The following is a 2,536-nucleotide window of genomic DNA, read 5'->3' on the forward strand; positions in this document are numbered from 1 at the left end:
TAATTTACCTTTAACTCCTTTTGAGCAAGCTTTATGTGTACAAGCACGAACAAAACAAAACACTTTTGAACTTACACAATCATTAGAGCAAATTAAAGCTCAGTTACCTGATGTTACCTTTGACCCACAAGAGACCTCATTAATTGAGCAAATACCTTATGTCTATCCCCAACATGAGTTTGTCTTTGTTGCGCCTTCTGAAACTCAAGAGTCTGCAAGTGTAAATTTTGCAGATTGGATGGATGAACCTGATCTTGCAAAAAGAGCAAAACTTTGTTTACAAAAGTGTTTTGGTCTCCATGAGTTTCGAGGTTTGCAAGAAGAGATTATTAATTCTTTATTACAGCAACAGGATACCCTTGCGGTGATGGCAACAGGAATGGGGAAATCTCTTTGCTATCAAGTTCCGGGGATGTGTTTACCAGGGGTTACTCTAGTAGTAAGTCCCCTTATTGCTCTTATGGAAGATCAAGTCGCTCAGTTACAGGCAAATGGGATTGGAGCCGCTATTTATAATGGAAATACTAGTCCCCAAGAACGTAATGAGATCTTTAGAAAAATTCAGGAAGGAACTTGTAAGTTTCTCTATGTTTCACCAGAGAAACTGGCTTCTACTTATACTTTACAAGAGATTACTCGGTTACCTGTGAGTTTAATTGCGGTAGACGAGGCTCACTGTGTAAGTCAATGGGGGCATGATTTTCGTCCCGATTATCGTAATTTGTATCGTTTACGCCAGTATCTTGGTAATTACGTACCTATGCTAGCCTGTACGGCTACCGCAAGGGTAAGTACTCGTTATGATATTGCTGAAAACTTACAGTTAGCAAATCCTAATGTTTTTATTGGCGATTTTAATCGTCCGAATATAAGTTTACAGGTTACTCCTGTTGAGAACATAGGTTTGGCTTATCATAAAATTTTACGTCTGTGTAAAGAACAAGAGAATTTACCAGCAATTATTTATTGTTTATCTCGTAATAGTACTCAAAAACTCAGTGATTATTTAAATCGTCATGGGGTAGAGGCTACTTATTACCATGCTGGCTTAAGTAGCCAAGAACGTGAAGCTAATTATCAAATGTTTATGCGTGGAGAAGTTGAGGTAATGGTGGCAACTATTGCCTTTGGTATGGGGGTAAATAAATCAAATATTCGGATGGTGGCTCACCTTGATTATCCTTCAACTCTAGAAAACTATTATCAAGAAATTGGACGAGCTGGACGAGATGGAGAAAAAGCTAAAGCCGTTCTTTTTGATATTCCTATTGGTCGAGATTGGCGCATTGGACAAATCTATCAAGAAGTTGAAAATAAACCGGTAGTTGATAAGGAACAAGCTTATCAAGAACTCCTCCATGTGGATATGGAACAACAGCGTATTGAAGAGCATCCCGAAAAATCTCCGGAAATGAAATTTAAAAAGCTCAAAGAGGTTTTTGATTTTTGTGATACTGCTAATTGTCGTCGTCGTGTTCTCTTGTCTGCGTTTAATCAAGTACTCGAACATGATTGTGGTAATTGCGATGTTTGCTTAGAAAGTAATCTCATCCAAGATAAGATTGAAATTAAAGAAGATGCTCATTTTATTTTAGGCTTAGTTGCTGTAGGCAAAGGTTTTTTAGGTGCGGATACTATTAAGCAAATGATTATGCGTAAAACCTCCATTGCCGCTGAACTAGAGCGAGCATGGCGTTTAAAACTTAATTATTGTCAGAGTCAGGCTGAGTTTGATCAAGTGATTGCCGATCTTAATAAAGTAGACTCTTGGCAAGAGCGAATTAGTGTAAAAACTCAAGAAGCTTACCAATATGGACATAAGTACTGGCAAGCGGTAATTGAACAACTCCTAGAGTTGGGGTACTTGAGTTATGATCGCAAGTATAGTTATTTGCACTTAACTAAACTCGGCAGTCAACTTCTTAAACAAAAAGGCGTAGTCAAAGCAGCTCGAATTCCGGATTTAGTGAAGAAAAATATTTATACTCTGAGTTTACTGCGTGATCTTGAAACCATTAGGGTGGAAATGGGACGAGTTACGGGAGTACGTTATGATGCTATTCTCTCTGATCCTGCGATGCTTGCTATTAGCGAAAAACTCCCTCAAGATGAAGAGCAATTGTTACAAATTGATGGGATTACCAAAACAAAAGCTAAACGTTTTGGGAAATTTATTTTTGAAGCGGTGGGACGTTATCTTAAACGTTTGAGCTTACAAGATATAAGTGCTAAATAAGTAGTTAAAGATCCAATGTTGAGTTGGATCTTTAACTATATATAGAGTCTAGAGCTCCAAATAGTTACAGTTAGGTAGAGAGTTTAAGTTAGGGAAGAAAAAAAGAGAAGAGTGTAAAGTGCATGGTTTATTTGGACTAAAATCCATAATTTTAGTGAGTGAATTAAATTTTTTTGTAAAAAGTTTTAAACACGTAAATTAAGTTTTTTTGCTACTTTTTTTAAGAGAAAAAAATTTTTATTTTTTCTTGATCTAGTTAATTTATGCGAAAGTTTTTTCGCAGTAAGTGTGATTTTTTAG

General features: G+C 36.6%; 1 protein-coding gene. It reads left to right on the forward strand.

What is annotated here, in order from left to right; genetic code table 11:
• Nucleotides 1-2,236: RecQ family ATP-dependent DNA helicase (locus tag CKF59_RS05425; RefSeq protein ID WP_147397130.1), on the forward strand; the 2,236-nt coding region annotated here is incomplete at its 5' end.
• Nucleotides 2,237-2,536: the final 300 nt, after the last annotated feature.

The organism is Psittacicella gerlachiana (assembly GCF_003585965.1).
GTDB lineage: Bacteria > Pseudomonadota > Gammaproteobacteria > Enterobacterales > Psittacicellaceae > Psittacicella > Psittacicella gerlachiana.